This window comes from Geminicoccus sp., assembly GCF_036263595.1.
Taxonomy (GTDB): domain Bacteria; phylum Pseudomonadota; class Alphaproteobacteria; order Geminicoccales; family Geminicoccaceae; genus Geminicoccus.
Genome location: NZ_DATAGQ010000088.1, coordinates 36,188 through 53,325, shown reverse-complemented (window position 1 = coordinate 53,325; position 17,138 = coordinate 36,188). Strand labels below are relative to the sequence as shown.

At 66.3% G+C, this 17,138-nt stretch carries 12 protein-coding genes and 1 pseudogene; 9 read left to right on the top strand and 4 right to left on the bottom strand.

Annotated elements, in window-relative coordinates; genetic code table 11:
- Positions 1 to 204 (bottom strand): annotated as a pseudogene (locus VHL31_RS07660) (endoglucanase); the annotation flags it as partial.
- 396 nt (positions 205 to 600) lie between these two features.
- On the opposite strand from VHL31_RS07660, the gene VHL31_RS07655 reads away from it, so the two are divergent.
- A complete protein-coding gene (locus tag VHL31_RS07655) occupies positions 601 to 1,500 on the top strand; it encodes a glycosyltransferase family 2 protein (protein ID WP_329660616.1) in 900 nt (299 codons plus the stop codon).
- On the opposite strand, the gene VHL31_RS07650 is transcribed toward VHL31_RS07655, so the two are convergent.
- Positions 1,469 to 2,206, bottom strand: a complete 738-nt coding sequence (locus VHL31_RS07650) for a polysaccharide deacetylase family protein (protein ID WP_329660615.1) — start codon at positions 2,204 to 2,206, stop codon at positions 1,469 to 1,471. The genes VHL31_RS07655 and VHL31_RS07650 overlap by 32 nt on opposite strands.
- Positions 2,207 to 2,466: 260 nt before the next feature.
- Here VHL31_RS07650 and VHL31_RS07645 point away from each other — a divergent pair, with 260 nt between their 5' ends.
- From VHL31_RS07645 to VHL31_RS07625, 5 genes are read left to right on the top strand one after another with little or no spacing between them, the layout of a single operon-like run.
- The gene (locus VHL31_RS07645) at positions 2,467 to 3,864 is read left to right on the top strand and encodes an O-antigen ligase family protein (protein ID WP_329660614.1); all 1,398 of its coding nucleotides are present in this window, start codon (positions 2,467 to 2,469) and stop codon (positions 3,862 to 3,864) included.
- Complete coding sequence (locus VHL31_RS07640) at positions 3,861 to 5,069, top strand: acyltransferase (RefSeq protein WP_329660613.1); 1,209 nt, start codon at positions 3,861 to 3,863, stop codon at positions 5,067 to 5,069. The genes VHL31_RS07645 and VHL31_RS07640 overlap by 4 nt, the downstream gene beginning before the upstream one ends.
- Positions 5,062 to 6,318 carry a glycosyltransferase gene (locus VHL31_RS07635; RefSeq protein WP_329660612.1) on the top strand — a complete coding sequence of 419 codons (1,257 nt, stop codon included), beginning with the start codon at positions 5,062 to 5,064 and terminating at the stop codon, positions 6,316 to 6,318. The genes VHL31_RS07640 and VHL31_RS07635 overlap by 8 nt, the downstream gene beginning before the upstream one ends.
- Entirely contained in the window at positions 6,315 to 7,604 is a 1,290-nt protein-coding gene (locus VHL31_RS07630; RefSeq protein ID WP_329660611.1) for a hypothetical protein, read from the top strand. Before VHL31_RS07635 ends, VHL31_RS07630 begins: the two co-directional genes overlap by 4 nt.
- Positions 7,595 to 9,874, top strand: a complete 2,280-nt coding sequence (locus VHL31_RS07625; RefSeq protein ID WP_329660610.1) for a polysaccharide biosynthesis tyrosine autokinase — start codon at positions 7,595 to 7,597, stop codon at positions 9,872 to 9,874. The genes VHL31_RS07630 and VHL31_RS07625 overlap by 10 nt, the downstream gene beginning before the upstream one ends.
- A gap of 2 nt (positions 9,875 to 9,876) precedes the next feature.
- Here the strand turns inward: VHL31_RS07625 and VHL31_RS07620 are convergent, their stop codons facing one another.
- Both VHL31_RS07620 and VHL31_RS07615 read right to left on the bottom strand, forming a co-directional pair.
- The gene (locus VHL31_RS07620; protein WP_329660609.1) at positions 9,877 to 11,313 is read right to left on the bottom strand and encodes an exopolysaccharide biosynthesis polyprenyl glycosylphosphotransferase; all 1,437 of its coding nucleotides are present in this window, start codon (positions 11,311 to 11,313) and stop codon (positions 9,877 to 9,879) included.
- Positions 11,314 to 11,324: 11 nt separating this feature from the next.
- Positions 11,325 to 13,184, bottom strand: coding sequence for a WecB/TagA/CpsF family glycosyltransferase (locus tag VHL31_RS07615; protein ID WP_329660608.1), 1,860 nt, complete (start codon positions 13,182 to 13,184; stop codon positions 11,325 to 11,327).
- Positions 13,185 to 13,704: 520 nt separating this feature from the next.
- Here VHL31_RS07615 and VHL31_RS07610 point away from each other — a divergent pair.
- From VHL31_RS07610 to VHL31_RS07600, 3 genes are all read left to right on the top strand, one after another.
- Entirely contained in the window at positions 13,705 to 14,097 is a 393-nt protein-coding gene (locus VHL31_RS07610; RefSeq protein WP_329660607.1) for a response regulator, read from the top strand.
- A 156-nt stretch (positions 14,098 to 14,253) separates the two neighbouring features.
- The gene (locus VHL31_RS07605) at positions 14,254 to 16,761 is read left to right on the top strand and encodes an ATP-binding protein (RefSeq protein WP_329660606.1); all 2,508 of its coding nucleotides are present in this window, start codon (positions 14,254 to 14,256) and stop codon (positions 16,759 to 16,761) included.
- The gene (locus VHL31_RS07600; RefSeq protein ID WP_329660605.1) at positions 16,742 to 17,134 is read left to right on the top strand and encodes a response regulator; all 393 of its coding nucleotides are present in this window, start codon (positions 16,742 to 16,744) and stop codon (positions 17,132 to 17,134) included. The genes VHL31_RS07605 and VHL31_RS07600 overlap by 20 nt, the downstream gene beginning before the upstream one ends.
- Positions 17,135 to 17,138: the final 4 nt, after the last annotated feature.

The following is a 17,138-nucleotide window of genomic DNA, read 5'->3' as shown; positions in this document are numbered from 1 at the left end:
CGACATCGTGTTCGTTTCCAGGCCGAACCAGTTCACCCCCAGGATGCGCACGTTCCGGTTCTGGGTGTCCAGGATCCGGTCGCCGCTGGTGTGGAGATAGCCCGCAGGAATGGCATTCGGTGTGCCGGCTTCGGTCGCAGGCGTGCCCCAGATGGCGGCCAGGACAAGGAGAAGAGGTGCGACCCAGCGTTTGGTTGCGGACATGGCGGTTCTGTCCCGGTGAAGTGGTTACCTTGCAATTAGGTATGGATATCTAAATAGGACAGAAAGCCCAATAAAACCAGTTAAGTATTATTTACCAAGCTCATTTGGGTGTCCTATGCATTGGATCACTGCGGCTGGCTATCCCTTTGTGTCGACAATGCATACTTCAATCGAGAAAGCCGGAAACTCCGGCAAGAAAACAAGTCAAAGGCGTACAGGAGGGCCAATTTTCATCTTGTGGGTGACCTGACCCACGCGAGGCTGGTCATGATGACTCTATGTCACGAGCGAAAGTTCATGCCTGTACAATACCAGACGTGACGAATGTTGCGGCGGGACGATCCCTGCTAAAGGTCGGAGCGGACCAACGCGCGGGCCGGGACCTAGGAAGATGTCATGGAGATGGTGACCATCGGAATCGCCAGCCTCGGGAGGCCATGCCTGTCGCGTACGCTCGCCTCCCTGGGCGAGATCGAGGTCCCGGCAGGCTTGCAGGTCGAGATCGTCGTCGCCGACGACGACGCCGGCGGTGCCGCGGCCGCCAGGGTCGCGGCTGGTGCGCCATGGAAGCTGCCGGTTCGCGTCGTCCATGTCGCTGCCGGCAACATTTCCGCGGCCCGCAACGCCTGCCTGGAGGCGGCCAACGGGACCTGGATGGCTTTCGTCGACGACGACGAGTGGGTGGACCGGGACTGGCTCGTGCGGCTGTTCGCGGCACAGGCGGATTACCAGGCCGACGTGGTGGTGGGCCCGGTGTTCCCGCAATATCCGGCGGGCACGCCCGACTGGCTGGTAGCCGCCAACCCGCTCTATGTGGACTGGGGAAAGCGCGGCAGGGTCCTCGATACCGGACGGTCCGGCAACGTGCTGATCCGGCGGGCCCTGATCGGGCGGCACGGGCTGCGGTTCGACCTCCGGCTGGGCAAGACCGGCGGGGAGGACACGGATTTCTTCAACCGCCTGCACCGTGCCGGCGCCAGGCTCGTCGCGACGGATGATGCCCGGATCTACGAGGAAGTCCCCGCCGCGCGGCTGGACCCGGCCTATATCCGGCGCCGGGCGCTGCGCTCCGGGCAGTCCTATGCGCAGTTCCGGCTCAAAGGCACGACCGGCCGCGACCTTTCGGGCCTGATCTTCCATGCCGATGCGGCAGCCAAGTGCCTAGTGAACTTTGCCAGCGCCCTGGCGCTGCGGCCGATCCACCCGCCACGCTCGTTCCGCTTCCAGCAGCGCGGCTGGATGAACCTCGGCAAGCTCCGGCAGTTCACCGGACGGGGCCTGCCGTCGATGTACTGAAGCCGTACTTGCGGCCCCGCAGCAGGTTGCGCAGGCCTGATTCCATCGAGGCCCGCATCGATCGCCATCTCGGGATGTCGCGCGCGACAACGGTGGACTGCTTGACCGTGTGGCGCGGCATCAGCCAGCCCTCGCGGCAGGCGAGGGTCCCGGAACTCGTATAGACCCGGCGGTAGCCGGCCTCCCGGATCAGCCGCAGCACCCGTGCGTCGAAGGCGCCGAACGGGACCGAAACGGTGTCGACCTCCGCGCCGAGACAGTCCTGGATCGCCGTACGCGCGTCATGGAGCTCCCGCTGCATCTGCCGGTCAGAGGTCTGCGTCCAGTTCACATGGTCGAACCCATGGCTGCCGATCGTCATGCCCGCCGCCGCCAGCTCGACTACCTCCCGCCGCGCGAGCGAACCCGGCCGGTCCAGCCGCCCCGCCAGCACGAAGAAGCTGCCGGTGATCCCTGCCTGCAGCAGCATCGGCATGGCGATGTCGTGGTCGCTGGCGTAGCCGTCGTCGAAGGTGATGTGGATGTCGGCGTGGGCAGCCAGGGCGATCGTTTCGGCCAGGGCCTGGGCCGGCACCCAGTAAGGCGCCTCCTCGGCCGGAATGGGCATGTCCGGCACGCCCAGTCCATGGAACGTGACGATCAGGCGTCGCGGCAACAGCCGGTCGCCCCAACTCGATACCCTGTCGACGTGCTTCGGCATCTGCATGAGGGACTGGCCACACCCCTTGATTGCACAGTTGCTCGTCACCGCGGTTGGTGCTTTCCGGCCACTTATCCGGAAGAGCCGGTCTCGCGACATCCCGACAAGTCGGGTCATGCATGACTTCCGGTTGTGGCCGCGGCAAGAACATCTGTAGACATCAATCGCAGGTGACCGCGTGACTGTCCGATGGACCGGAAAAAGGTTCGTCGCCTGCAAGGTGAACGTTGTCGCATCCGCTCGATTCCGGCTGGAGATCTGCCAGGGTGTTGTCTCGCTTCGACACAGCCTCGGCTGGGCAGGTCGGTTTCGGCTCTCGGCCGGCCGAACCGCCGGAAACGCGACCGCTGCTCGGCCGCCTGTTCCGTGCCGACCGCATGGCCGACCTGTTGGTCGTGCTGCTCGTGCTCTACACCGGGTTCGTGCTGACACCGGTGTTCGAGGCAGCCGACTTCGACGATCTCGATCTGTCCCAGGAAATCGCGACCACGGCGGGCAGCAACATCGTCAACCAGCTGTTCTGGTTCGTCGCCACGATCCTCGGGCTGCTCGCCGTCGGGCCGCAGTGGCGGACGAGGTTGAGCCGTCTCGTCCTTGGCAATCCATGGCTGTTCGGCCTGGCGGCGTTGGGGATCGTGAGCTGCCTTTGGGCGCTCGAGCCCATGATCTCGCTGCGCCGCTCGATCCAGCAGGCGATGGTCATCTTCTGCATCGCCGCCGCGGTCGGCGGTGCCTCGTCGCTCGATCGGCTGCTGCGGATGATCTATCTGGGCTTCGCGATCACGCTCGTCGTGCACATGCTCGCACTGCCGCTGCCCACGTCCTATGACTGGCGTCATGCTTTCCGCGGGTTCTTCTCCGACAAGAACGGGCTGGGCGGCCTTGCGGCGGTAGCAATCCTTTTTGGCGGCGCCATCCGCAGCATCCTGGAAACGCGCGCGGCACGGATCTGGAACCTCGCCTATCTAGGCTGCTGGCTGGTCCTGCTCGTGCTCAGCCTGTCCAAGACCTCGATGGCGCTCGTGGTGATCGTGCCCGCGATCTACATGGGCCTGAACCTCGTGAGCCGCGCCACGCGGCTGGGCCTTGGCATCTACTTCGTCCTGGTACCGGTGATCCTGGGCTCGCTCCTGGCCTTCGTGGTCTTCGGCGCCGGGATCTCGTTCATGGAACTCGCCGCGATGATCAGCCCGGACGTCACGTTCACCGGGCGGACCAGTATCTGGGTGTTCGTGCTAGATCAGCTGCAGGGCCACTGGCTGCTCGGCTACGGCTTCCACTCCTTCTGGAGCATCGGCGAGAGCTCGCCCAGCCTGACAGCCCCGGACCACTTCATCCGCTTCCTGAACCAGGCGCATAACGGCTTCCTGGACCTGGTCCTTTCGGTGGGCTTGATCGGGCTTGGCCTGTTCCTGTGCGCCATCGTCCAAGGTGCCGCCGCCGCATCGCGGGTAAGGGGGGCCTGGCCGGCGATCCATCGGCTGTGCTGGCCGCTGATCATCTTCGCACTGATCCACAACATGTCAGAAAGTTCGCTGCTGCGAGGCTTCTCCCCACCATGGCTGTTCTTGCTGTTCGCGCTGCACATGGCGGCGCGCGCGGCCAGCGAAGCGGCCGGCCGGACAGAGCCAAGCCTCAGCGCCGAGCGCCCAGAGGCACGATGAGAACGATCCGCGAGGCCTACCAGCGCTGGCATCGGACCGACAATCCCAGCTACCTGCCGGGCCTCGACGGGGTGCGCGCCCTGTCGGTATCCCTGGTCATCGTCGCACATGCAGGCTTCGGCAACATCGTGCCGGGCGGGCTCGGCGTGACGGTCTTCTTCTTCGTCAGCGGCTTCCTGATCACCAACCTGCTGGTCTCGGAGCACGCCAAGAAGGGCCGCAACGACATCTGGTCGTTCTACGTCCGTCGCTACCTTCGCCTGTCGCCCGAGCTCTACCTCTACATCCTGGTCTGCGCGCTCCTCTCCCTCGTCTTCCTGCACAATGTCCCCTGGCTCGACGTCCTGGCGGGCCTGCTCTACTTCACGAACTACCTCCACATCTTCCATCATGTCGCGACGGACACGCCCTTCACGCTCGGGCATCTCTGGTCGCTGGCGGTCGAGGAACATTTCTACCTGACCTACCCGCTGCTCCTCGCGGCGACGGTCGCATGGCCAAGACGGCTCCTGGCGATCCTGGTGGGCATCTGCGTGTTCTCGCTCACCGTGCGCCTGCTGGGGCTCCACCTGCTGAACGCGGAGAACTATTCCTACTACGCCTCCGAGGCACGCCTGGATTCGATCGCCTATGGCTGCATCTGCGCGCTCCTCACCCGGGTCTTCTTCCGGCGCATCGACACGCTCGCGTCCTACGCCCGGACGACCTTCATCGCCGGTGCGCTGATGATGCTGGCCTCGCTCCTCGTTCGCGATCAGGTGTTCCGTGAAACCTTGCGCTACAGCATGCAGGGACTGGCGCTGCTCTTGTGCTTCATCTCGCTCTACGGAAGCTCGTTCGGCGCCTACCTGATCCGGATCCTCGAGCTGCCACCCCTGCGGTTCATCGGGCAGGTCTCCTACGGGATCTATCTCTGGCACTTCATGCCGATCCAGATCTACGCCAACCTGCGGGGCCACGAGCTGCCCGAGACCATGGGTGCGATGGACAAGCTGCTGGCGCTGGTGGTGGCCTTCGCGTTCGCGACAGCCGTCGCCTATCCTTCCTTCCGCTACGTTCTGGGCGCCGTCGCCGCGCTGCGCCGGCGTTTCGGCTCGCATGGGCTGCCCTCCGGTGGCGGCGCGCAGGCGGAGGTCGCGACCGGTTCCGTAGCTCCCCTCTGGCAGCCATCGCCGGCCGCGCAAGAGGCGGGCAAGCATGGCTGACCCTGGCCTCGGCGGACAGCTGAACCCTTGTCGTGCGCTCGATCCGGCGGTGGCCGGTCGAACCTCGACGGCGGTGTCGAGCGACGGGCGGTCGGGGAATGCGCGCCGCACCGTGCTGCATCTCGCGGTGGATTATCCGGATGCATTCGACCGCCAGAAGACGGTCGCCATCCGCAACTTCGTCGAGGCAAACCGAGCGGTCGACCATGTCGTCGTGGCGCTGACGCGCACGGAGGATCCGCGCAAGGTGGTGCTGGTGCATGGCGACGGTGCGGGCGATGGCCGCGTGTACTCGATGCGCTATCTCAGCCCGCCGTTCGGCATCCTGCTCTATCCGGCCATGGCGGTCGTGGCCTGGCGCATCCGCCGGCTGATCGAGCGGGAGCGTATCCGGGTCGACCTGATCCATGCCCACAAGCTCTGCTTCGAGGGGATCAGCGGCTATCTCCTGGCCCGCTGGCTGGACAAGCCGCTGGTGTGCTCGGTGCGTGCCGAAGCGGAATCCAAGATCGTGCGGTTCATGCCGCACTACCATCCATTGATCCGCCGGATCATCCGGCGCTGCGAGCGGCTCTATTATGTCTCGCTATGGTACCGGCCGACCATCGAGCGGCTGTTTCCCGAGGCGGCCAAGCGGGGCCGCCCGCTGCCCAATTTCTGCCCTGGCACGGCGCTGCCGGCCGATGCCCGGCCGGATCCGGACCGGTTCGTGACCATCCTGCATCTCGACATCTACAAGAAGAAGGGCCTGGACCGGCTCCTGGAGGGCTTTGCCCGCTTCGCCGCGCGCCATCCCGAGGCCAAGCTTGACATCATCGGGCGTGGCACGCCGCAAAGCATCGGGCGCATCGAAGGCCTGATCCGCCGCGTCGGTCTCGAAGGCCGTGCCAGGCTGCGCGGTGCGCTGCCGCGGAGCGAACTGCTGGCGGAACTGCCAGGCTTCGGCGCAATGTGCCTGCCCAGCCACAACGAGACGTTCGGCATGGTCTATGTGGAGGCGCTGTTGAGCGGTGTGCCGATTCTCTACTCCACCGGCACGGGCATCGACGGCTTCCTGGAGGAAGTCGACGGTGCCGTAGGAGTGGATCCCACCTCGGTCGACGCGATCACGCAGGGACTGGAAGAGCTGCGCGCGGGACACGCACGGATGCGGGCATCATTGATCGCTCGCCACGCGCAGATCGCCGCGCGATTCGAGGCGGCTCCGTTCGTCGAGCGCTACAACCGCGAACTGGGCCTCGCCGCTTGATCAGCCGGTCGAAGAGTTCCCTGCTCGTCTCGCTGCTGGACCAGGTGCTGGTCAGCGGCGTGAACCTGGCGCTGACCTTCTGGCTGATCAACCAGTGGCCGCCAGCGGAATTCGGCGTCTTCGCCATCATCACGAGCATCTCCATGAGCGGCCTTGCGGCCCATCAGGCCCTGGCGGGCTCCCAGCTGGCGCTGATGACCAGCCGCGCGCGCGATGCCGACGATCATCGGGGCGCGCTGGCGACGACATGGGCGATCGCGTTGGGCGTGGCCCTGCTGATCGGCCTTGCCACCATGACCGGCTTCCTGCTGCTGGGCGAGGCCCACGGCCTGCCGGTCGCCGTGGCCGCCGGCCTGTTCGTGGGCCTCCACGTATGCCGGGAGCACGTGCGCACCTATCACTTCGCGCAGTTCGAGGCGCGACGGGTCCTGTTCAACGACCTGGTCCACTCCCTGATCCTGTTCCTGGCTCTCGCCGCCGCCGTCATGGCGGGTGCCAGGATCGGCCTCCTGCTGGTCGTGGGCGCCCTGGCCGCCGCATCGCTGGCGACGATGCTGCCGACCTTGCTGCGCCGCAGGTCCGACTTCGTGCTGCGCCTGGACAAGGCGGTGCGCCGCCGCATGCGCCGGCTCTGGCGGGAACATGCGGGCTGGGCTCTGCTCGGTGCCGGGGCGGCGGAGATGCAGACCCGTGGCCACGTGCTTGCGGTGAGCACCTTCTTCAGCGTGACCGACCTCGGCATCATCCAGGCGGCACTCACCCTCTTGCGCCCGATCGGGGTGCTGGGGGCCGGATGGATGAAGGTCGCCCGGCCGGTCATGGCGCGCGAGTTCGCCCAAAAGCGTCCGGCCGCCGCGTCGCGCTACGCCAACCAGAGCGCGCTCGGGTTCGTCGTCGCGAGCCTCGGCTACCTTCTCGTCCTCTGGCTCGCCTGGCCGCTCCTGCAGGCGCATGTGCTGCCGCCGGACTACCATGGCCTCCAGGCCGTGGTGCCGCTTTGGGGCCTGTCGGTCCTGATCGGCCTGCTGCGCTCGGTCTACAGCCTGCAGGCGCAATGCGTGCCCCTGTTCCGCGAAGCGTTCTTCGCCAGCGCGCTCGCCATGGTCACGATCTTCTTCGGGCTGGTCATCGCGATCCTGTTCGGCACGGCGACATCCACGGTCCTGGCAGTCGCTGCCGGCGAGGGCGCAGCAATGATCGCGCTGGTCCTCATCGTCCGCCGCCATGTCGGGCGCGCGGAGCCCAAGGACATCGCGGTGCAAGGAGAGCGCCCGTCATGGCGGTGACCTATGATCGAGCAGGTCGGCAGGGTCCCTTGGCCAGCCAGGGGCGCTCGGTCCCCTTCTATGTCAGCGCCTTCGACGAGTTCCCGGGTCCGAGCGAGATCCTGCGTGTCCTCAAGCGGCACAAGCTGCTGGTCGCCTTCATCGTCCTGCCGGTCACGGCCATGGCCACGACCTATGGGGTGCTGGCACCCCAGCGCTACACCGCGTCGGCCATGATCGCGCTCGATCCCAAGGATGCGCCGCTGCGCAACCTCGGCACGCTGCCGGGCGGGCTGATCCGCGACATGCCGATCCTGGAGACCCAGCTGCACGTGGTGGTGTCACCCGTGGTGCTGGGCGAGGTGGCCGACAGGCTGCACCTCGCGGACAACCCGACCTTCGTATCGCCGCCGAGCGTGAAGACCCGTCTCGTGGAGATCGTCGAGGCCAAGGCAGCTCCATTCCAGGCCGAGCTCGGCCCGCTGAAGACGCTGCTCACGCCTTCGGCCGATCCTGCCGTGACGGAGCCGACCCGGGACGACGTGGTGAATGCCCTGGCCAGGAACCTGGAGGTCGCGACGGTCGGCCAGAGCTATGCCATGACCCTGTCCTATCGGGCCACCGACCCGGTACTGGCAGCCTCAGTCGTGAACGAGACGGCACGGGCCTATGTCCGCCATCAGCTCAAGAGCAAGCTGGCGACCACCAGCGGCGCGTCGAGCTATCTGGAGACGCGGCTCGCCACGCTGCGCAGCGAGGTGGAGGAGGCCGAGAGCGAGCTGGAGGCCTACCGGGCCCAGAACTCGCTGCCGATCGAGGGCAATGACGAGCCCCTGTCGCGCCGGGTCAACGAGCTGAACCTCGAGCTGATCGGGGTCCGCAGCGAGATCGCCGTGACGAGCGCCAGGGTCGAGGCGCTGAAGGGACTGCAGGCCGATGCCGACCCGACCGTGCTGGCGCGCGCCATGGAAAGCCAGACGGCGGAGACGCTCAGCCTGGAAGCCGTGAACCTGGCGCGGCGGCGGGCGGAGCTGCAGTTGAGCTTCGGGGACCAGCATCCCTCCGTGCAGGCGCTGCGGGCCGACGAGGCCGCCCTGCGCCGCAAGATCCGCGACGAGGCGGAGCGCAACCTGGCGGAGGTGACGCGCAGCCTGGACCTATTGCGGGTGAAGGCCGACGAGATCACGCGGGAGATCAAGACGGCGGAAGCGAAGATCGCGGCCGACCAGCATGCGATGGTGCAGATCGCCAACCTGAAGCGGGATGCCGACGTCAACCGGCGCCTCTACGAGGAGATGCTGACCCAGCGAAAGCTCCTGGCCGAGCAGCAGTCGCTGGTGCAGCCGGACGTGGAGATCATCGCCGAGGCGTCCGCCGACATCCGTTCGTCCTCGCCGCCCTTGTTCTTCTATCTGCTGATCGGCTTTGTCGGCTCCTCGGCACTCGCGATGCTGCTGGCCCTCCTGCGCGACCGCGCGGATCCACGGGTGCGCTCCGCCAGGCAGCTGGAGCGGCTCACCGGCCACCAGATCCTCGCCCGGCTGCCGACCGAGCGCCAGTTCCGCCGCCTCCGCCCCGAGCAGTTCGTCGAGCTTCATCCGAACGGCGCCTACGCCGAAAGCCTGCGGCACGCCTATCTCGAGCTGGAGGCGCGGCGCCCGGAGCGGGAATCGCTGGTGGTGCTGGTGACCAGCACGTTGCAGGGCGAGGGCAAGTCCTCCACCGTCTCGGGCCTTGCCGGCCTCTTGCGGCGCTCCGGCAAGCGGGTGGTCGTGATCGACCTGGACCTGCGCCGGCCGCGCCTGTCCAGACTGTTCCCGCAAGAGGAGCAGGCCGTCACGATCAACGAACTCCTCCAGTCCTCGAACGAGGTCTGGGAGACGCACATGGCCCGCCTGCTCACCCGGCCGTCGAGCGTCGTGCTGCCGGCCGAGCCGGCCGGCGACGAGGTGCTGCCGCTGCTGGAGAGCCGGCAGCTCTCGGCGACGATCAAGGCGCTGCGCCTGCGCTACGACTATGTGCTGCTGGACACGCCGCCCGTGCTTCCGACGAGCGATGCGACCTTCCTCATGCGGCACAGCGACGTCGCCCTGATGGTCTGCCGCTGGCTGGTGACGGAGGTCTCGGCGGTCAGGGAGGCGGCGGAGCGGCTCGACGTGCCGCAAGGGGCACCGCTGCTCGGCATCATCCTGAACATGATCGATCCCGCCGGCTACAAGGCCTATGCGCCCAGCTACGGCGAACGGACGCCCCTGGACGGCAGCTATCCCTATGGGAGCGCCAAGAAGTAGTTCTACTTTCCTTCGCGCGCGACGATCGCGATCATCGTCCGGTAGATGATCCACATGTCGAACCAGAGCGAGTTGTTGCGGACGTAGTAGCAGTCCATCTCGATCCGCTCGCGGAAGGTGCGCTGGTTGCGCCCGGAAACCTGCCAGAACCCGGTAATGCCCGGCCGGACGATGCTCAGCATGTCGGTGGCTGGACCGAGCTTGCTCACCTCGTCCATCGTGTAGGGACGGGGACCCACGATGCTCATGTCGCCGCGCCAGACATTGATGAGCTGGGGCAGCTCGTCGAGGCTGGTAGCCCGCAGGAAGCGGCCGATCTTGGTGACGCGCGGGTCGTTGTCCAGCTTGCGGTAGCGCGCATATTCCTGCTCGGCGTCCGGATTGTTCAGGAAGTGGCGGCGCAGGCGCCGCTCGCCGTCCGTGTACATCGTCCGGAACTTCATGGCCGTGAACTGCCGGTCCGCCCCAGCCCAGCGGGGCTGCGAAAAGATCGCAGGTCCCGGGCTGTCGGCGCGCACCATGGCGGAGAGCAGCGCGAACAGGGGCGACAGGAGGACGAGCACGCAGCCGCTCCCGATCTTGTCGAACGCCCGCTTGACCCATGCCGCCGCCTTGGACGGCCGCTCGCTGCCGGCCTGGATGGCCAGCATGCCGCCGACAGGCCGGATGCTCGAGTTGAGGCTGATCAGGTCGTGGCAGTTCGGGACGAGCAGGACCTTCTTGAAGATGCCGGTGGTGTACAGGCGCAGGATGAAGGTCCGCTCGACCAGTTGCTCGACGATGATCGCAGTCGTGGTGATGTTGAGCAGGGCCGCGTGCTGGCCCAGTTCCCGGAACCGGATGACCGGGATGCCCTGGGATTCGTCGGGAATGTAGATCGAGCTCTCGTCGACGATGCAGACCGGGTGGAGGCCTAGATGCGGGTAGAAGCCAAGCTGGCGCACGACCGCACTCGCAGCGTCGCCACCGCCAAAGATGAAGACGGGCTGCTGCCAGCGGCCCAGCCGGATGAGCAGGCGGCGGGCCATGGGCTCGCCCAGGCCGATCAGGACGGCCGTCATCAGGATCGGCCAGAAGGGAAAGCCGCTCTCGGTTTCCCCGACGAGCTGCCGGGCGACCTCGACCAAGCCGAGATTGGTCACCACCGCGGCCCCCACGGCAAGGATGACCTTCTGCATGCGCTGGGCCCGGGCGACGCCATGGCCGGGATACAGGCCGAAGATGGCCTTCCAGCCGATGAAGATGGCCAGCTGGACGAGCATCAGCATGAAGGACGGCAGCGTCCACCGGTCCGCCAGCAGGGCGACGATCAGGGCGGCAACGAGGATGAACGCATCGATGGTGATCAGGCCGTTGCCCGCAGTGCGCTCGGCTACGGCCGTGCGGCGGTTCGAGCGCTGCTTCGCCTTGCCGTCCTCGAGAAGGATGTTCGTGGCCACTGCCGCGGTCCTCAGGCTGCCGTCGGGGCCCGGCGCCGCCACCAGCGTCGCGAGACCCTCGAGGGGCCAGACTTGAACGTTTCCAGGATCACGGTCTCCTTGCCCGGCGCGGCGACAGGGTCGGGTTGCGGTGCCGGCGGCTCCACGATCACCGCCGGAACGGGTTTGCGGGCATGGCTCCCGCCCAGGAAGGCCAGCTTGCCGAGGCCCGCCGCCAGGCTGTGCAGCCCGGACATCCCTCGCTCCCGGCTGATTGGCCACAACAGCGCCCTCGCGCTGCCTGCCGCCGTCTGCAGCAGACCGATCCCGATCCAGCCGAGCAGGTCGCCATAGCTGGGCGGGTCTGCCATCGCCGTTCCGGCGGTCAACTGGCTCTGGCGGAACACGCGGCGGAGCAGGACCATGGGGCGGAGCTGGCCGGCCGGGATCTGTTCCTCCACCGTCGCCTCGGCGCACCAGACCAGCCGCTTGCCGCTGCGGAGCAGGCGGGCGAGGAAGACGCTGTCGTCGCTGCCGGCGCTGCTCATGGCAGCGTAGTTCGCCTTGAGCATCATGGCGTTGCGCGTGGCGAAGGGAACGAAGCTGCCGCCGCCGGTGAACTGCAGCGGCCGCCGCGGCTCCAGTGCCGTGCCGGTCGTGGCGTCGCTCCGGTAGGCGAATGCCCGGCGATAGTGGCTGCCATAGCTGGCAGGCTCTGTCTCGAACACCGGCTCGACCGGCCCCAGCACGACATCGGCATCGTAGATGCGGTGCACCTTCAGCATGGCTTCGAGCCAGGACGGCGTCGGCAGGGTGCATTCGGTGATGAAGGCCAGGAACTCGCCCTTCGCCTCGGTGGCGGCGAGGTTGCGCGCGCGGACCATGCCGATGCCCCGGCTGTGGAGATAGCGGATCCTGACGCGCGACCGCGTGGCGTGGCGCTCGACGATGGCGCGGGCCGAGCCTTCGGCGGAATAGTCGACGAAGACGATCTCGATCGCGTCGGCATTGAAGCCGGTCTGGGCACCGCAACGCTCGATCAGGCGGGGCAGCAGCTCCTCGTGACGATCGGTCGGCACGATTACGCTGACCAGGACCCGCTGCTCGCGCTGATGGTCGGCGGCGATCCGCAGGATCTTGGGCGCGTCGTAGAGGTAGCGCCGCCACATCCGCCTGGGCTCCTGCGCCAGCCGGTGCAGCCATTCCAGCTTGGCGCGCTGCATCCATAGCGGCGCGCGCTGCAGGTTGCCCGTGAGGAACAGGAGCGACGCGCCGACGCACAGCCCGATCCCGGTGGCCTGGCCGCGATGCTTGATCGCGCGTGCCAGGATCTCCTGCTGGGGCGAGCCCACCGCCAGGAACACAAAGCGGCTGGGGTTGCGCTCCACGAACTGGGCGGCCTCCATGACGGCAGCCGGGTCACGGATGAAGCCCATCGGCGGGTTGTGGTGGCGGATGTCGCGCAGCCCGTAGCGGCGCGCCAGCTTGGCGACCACCTCGGCGGACCCGCCGATGATGGTGATCCGCTCCTGCGGATCGATCGTGTATTCCAGGAGGATCGCCGTCAGGTCCGAGCCGGTCACCACAGGCAGCGAGACGCCGCTGAAGCGGCCGATCAGGCTGACTATCCGGCTGTCGCATAAAGACAGCTCGGCATCCTCGTAGATCTCCACGAGTTCGCCCTTGTCGCGCCAGTTGCGGACGACATGATCGACGTTCGGCGTGACGATGTAGGTGAAGGGGTCGTTGACGGTGCGCATGTCGAGATAGCGCAGCACGTCGCGCACGCCGACGCCGGTGAACGGCATCTCGCAGAACTTCTGCTTGAGCGGCCGGGCCCGGCCGGGCTGGACAGTCGTGTCCACCATGGCCGCGAGCTCACCGAGCTTCATGGCTGTCCGACCTGTGGATCAACCAACCTGTGGTTTGTGCACATTCGAGTAGTACGTATCCGCCCCAACTCACGCGTGAAGCGATGATGGTGCCAACCCCGCTTCGGCTGATTGGACGCATCGACATCTAGCCAAAAATGGTGCATTGCAAGGGCGCATTTCACCGCTATCCGTTTTCTCCGGACCTGCGGTGTGTGCCAGTCACGATTGCGACTGTAGCACATTTGCTGTGTACTCTGCCATATTATCTTCACGTGAGAATTTTACTTGACGAACTGGTCGCATCTGCTTCGAGTGTGCCCGCTTGCTATGATTGCTCGTGCGGATCTGCATCGGTTGCCGATCCAACTTCCTGCCGGTGCAAGCTTGGCATCTCTTTTTGATGCTTTCCGGTTGTCATCAGATCAAAAAATGTAAAGAAGATTTATTCGGTAGTCGGCGTCAAGGAGCCTGAGGGGAAAATTACGTGTCATTCCTGTCGAGAATTTTCTCAAGGCCCCAAGAAGAGCCCAAGAAAGACATGGTCGGGGTCGGCGCGGTCAATCGCCCCAGCATCCTCGTCGTGGACGACGATCCCCACCTGCTCGAGCTCGTCCGGTTCTCGCTGGAGCAGAAGGGCTATGCCGTGCGTGTCGGCGGGACCGGCGCCGATGCAATCCGCATGGCGCAGGAAGCGGCGCCGGACCTGATCATCCTGGATGGCAACATGCCGGTGATGGACGGCCTGGACGCACTGAAGAAGCTGCGAATGATCAAGAAGACCGAGAAGATCCCGGTCATCATGCTGACCATGCGCTCGCACCAGGTGGACATGATCTCCGGCTACCGGTTCGGCGCGCAGGAATATCTCACCAAGCCGATCGCGATCGAGCAGCTGCTGGTCAGCGTGAAGAGGCTGCTGACCGTACGATGAGCCGCTGGACGGCAGGCCCGTCCAGTGGCGGCGACTGATCTTCCTCCGGCATCGCCGGACGCCGGCCAGCCTGGGCCGTTCGATCCAGCGCAGACCCATCCGATGTCACGACCGGCTCCGTTGCGCCAGGACATCCCGCCCGGACCAAGGGCGCCCATGCGCAGTTTCATTCTCGTGCCGATGATCGTGATCGTGTTGCTGTTCGGGGCCTCGACCTACCTCGCCAAGCGCTTCATCGACGAAACTCGAACCGACCGTTCCCTGCTGGAGAGGTCCCACGCCATCGTGGAGCTGACGGCCAACCTCCGGATGGCCACCGTCGATAGCAGCCTTCGGGTCATGTACCACATCACTGGCCTGGGCGCGGAAGACCCGGCTACCTTGCGGCTGGCGATCGGTCAGGTGCCCGCCACGCTGGCGAAACTGGGGTCCCTCGTCGGGGAGGACCAGGAGCAGTCGGAGCGCCTCGACCGTATCACGGCCATGCTCCGCGCGCGGGCAGATCTCCTCGAGAGCCTGATCGGCAAGGGCTGGAACGGCGCGTTCGAGGAAAGGCGGCTGATCCTCGCCCGGTACAACCTGCACATCAACCCGGCTCGCGCCGCCATCCTGGCCTTCATGCGGCGCGAGGAGGAGAAGCTGGCGCTGCGCCACCAGACGCTCGAGCAGAGCCTGCGTCGGACGATCTGGCTGCTCGTGGCAGCCATGACGGGGGCCCTGATCGCCTGTCTCGCCGCCTTGTTCTTCTTTCGCAACCAGCAGCAGGAGCAGCGGCTGCGGATCGCCGAGCTCGACGACGTCAACCGCCAGATCCAGCGCCAGCACGAGGCGCTGCAGAGTGCGCAGCGCCGGTTGTCGGCCATCCTCGACAACGGGCTGGACGGCATCATGCTGGTATCGCCGGACGGCACGATCGTGCTGGCCAACCGGGCGGCCTCGGCGAGGTTGGGCGTCAGCGACCAGACGATCACCGGGGCCGAGCTGAACAGGTTCCTCTCGGGCTTCGACATCATCGAGGGCCGGAACTGGAACGGCGATGCCGTCCGTTCGGACGGGACGAGCTTTCCCGCCGAAGTCACCGTCGGCGAGTGCCAGCTCGACAAAGGGCCGGCCTATGTCTGCATCATGCGCGACGTGACCGAGCGGCAGAAGCTGCAGCAGGTCAAGGACGACTTCGTCGCCACGGTGAGCCACGAGCTGCGCACACCGCTGACGTCCATCCGCGGCTCGCTCGGGCTGATCGTCAGCAACGCCGCCGGCGAGCTGCCGCCCAAGGCCAAGACCCTGCTCGACATCGCCCACAAGAACACCATCCGGCTGATCGATCTCGTCAACGACCTGCTCGACATCGAGAAGATCGAGACCCACCAGATCGAGATGGAGAAGGAGCAGCTCGATTTCGGCAAGCTCGTCAGGTCGACGGTCGAGGCGAACCAGGGATTTGCGGGACAGTTCTCGACGGAGCTGGTCTTCAAGGACGAGACGACGAGGGAGTTCCAGGTGCTGGGCAATCCCGGGCGGCTCCAGCAGGTGCTGTCCAACCTGATCTCCAACGCGATCAAGTTCACGCCTGCCGGCAAGGCGGCGCACGTCACGCTGAGGAACGACGAGGAGACTGTGACGGTCGAGGTCCGCGACTTCGGCAGCGGCATCCCCGAAAGCTTCAAGCCCCATCTGTTCAAGCGGTTCGCGCAGGCCGACAGCGGCAACACCCGCCGTAGCCGGGGCACGGGCCTCGGCTTGAGCATCGTCAAGGCAATCGTGGAGCGCCACGACGGCACCATCGACTTCGAAAGCCCGCTCCCGGACGGCGGGACGCGCTTCTGGCTGACGCTTCCCATCATCGCCTCCGCTCCCCCACCGGCCGAGACCATCGAGGACCATCGACCATGCGTCCTCATCTGCGAGGACGACGTCCTGATCGGCGCCATGCTGGCCAATGCGGTCGAGCAGGACGGTTGGCGGCCAATCGTGGCGAACAGCGCCGAGGAAGCGCTGCGCAGGCTGGCAAAGAGCCGGTTCGCGGCGATGACGGTGGATCTGGGCCTGCCCGACATGAGCGGCATCGAGTTGATCCGGAACGTCCGTAGCGACGAGCGTCACCACCTCATGCCGATCATCGTGGTGTCGGCAGACTCCCCGGATCGGCGCATCGAACTGGGCGATGCCCAGCATCAGGTCCTGGAATGGCTCACCAAGCCGGTCACGGAGACGACCCTGCGCAAGGTGCTGGATGCATGTGTCCATCATGCCGGCAAGCGGCACATTCTCCATGTCGAGGACGACCCGGACACGGTGGTGATCGTCCGAGAGATCCTGCGCAACGTCGCTGGCGATACGGTGCAGCTCGAGGTCGCGCTGTCCTTGCGGGTAGCTCGCGAGCTGCTCGAGCAGCGGCGCTTCGATCTCGTGGTTCTCGATGTGAACCTGCCTGATGGGAACGGGCTGGACCTCGTTCCGCTTCTTCGGACGACGAACCGTCAGGCGGCGCTGTTGATTCTGTCCGCCGAGGATGTTCGGGTCAGGGGACACGTCATGATCCAGGCGAGCCTGAACAAGGCCCGCATGGAGAACGACCAGCTGGCGGCGGCCATCGGGCGTCTCCTGGCCGAGACACGCCACAGCAGACACGGAGAAGACCAGGATGGCCATCGAGCCGCTTAGCAGGATCCTTTATGTCGACGACGACGACGACATACGAACCGTGGCGGTCTTCGCGCTGGAAGCGATCGGCAACTTCGAGATGGCCGCCTGCGGATCGGGCAAGGAGGCGCTGGAGCGGGCCGACGAGTTCAGGCCGCAACTCCTGCTTTTGGACGTGATGATGCCGGAGATGGACGGGCCGAGCGTGCTTGCCGAGTTTCGCAGGCGGGAACGGACTGCCGCCACGCCCGCCATCTTCATGACTGCCAAGGTGCAGCAGAGCGAGATCGACCAGTTCATGGCGCTCGGCGCCATCGACGTGATCGCCAAGCCCTTCGACCCGATGGCCCTGCCGGACCTGATTCGCGCGGCCTGGGCCAAGCAGGCAGCCTGAGCGC